The sequence below is a fragment of the Ruminococcus intestinalis genome, from assembly GCF_014288065.1.
Taxonomy (GTDB): Bacteria; Bacillota; Clostridia; order Oscillospirales; family Acutalibacteraceae; genus Ruminococcoides; species Ruminococcoides intestinale_A.
This window is the reverse complement of the sequence record NZ_JACOPS010000015.1, coordinates 1-652: the sequence shown is the minus strand read 5'-3', so window position 1 is coordinate 652 and position 652 is coordinate 1. Positions and strand designations below refer to the sequence as shown.

At 45.6% G+C, this 652-nt stretch carries 1 protein-coding gene; it reads left to right on the top strand.

Annotated elements, in window-relative coordinates; translation table 11 throughout:
• Nucleotides 1-652 (top strand): alpha-amylase family glycosyl hydrolase (locus H8R91_RS12520; RefSeq protein WP_243237863.1); only part of this gene is annotated, 652 nt, incomplete at both ends.

The window sequence follows — 652 nt, the reverse complement described above, 5'->3', positions numbered from 1 at the left end:
GACGGTAATCCAAGTTACGCTCACTATTCATACCACGGCTACTATGTTCTCGACTACACACAGACAGATGCAAACTTCGGTACTGCCGAGGAGTTTGAAACTCTTGTTGACACAGCTCATGAGCACGGCATCAGAGTTATTATGGATATCGTAATGAACCACTCAGGTTACAACTCGCTTTACGATATGGCAGAGTATGGTTACGGCACAGTAGCACCGGGCTGGGAAGACGCATACTATCCACATCAGAATATAAACAACAAAACATATCACAGCTTTATCGACTACGATACAAATGCAGAAGACTGGGCTAACTGGTGGGGTCCTGATTGGATTCGTTGCGGTGTAGCAGGTTATACAGAAGGTGGCGGCAGTGACCTCACAATGTCTCTTGCAGGTCTTCCTGACTTTAAAACAGAGCAGGCTTCTACAGTAGGTCTTCCAAAAATTCTCCAGAAAAAGTGGAGCGGAGAGGGCAGACTTGATTCTGAAACAGCAAAGATTAATAACTTCTTTACCAAAACAGGCAGAAGCGCGACTGTAAGCAACTACCTTGCAGGCTGGCTTTCAGAGTGGGTAAGAGAGTACGGTGTTGACGGTTTCCGTTGCGATACCGCAAAACACGTTGAATTTGCTTCTTGGAAAAACCTTA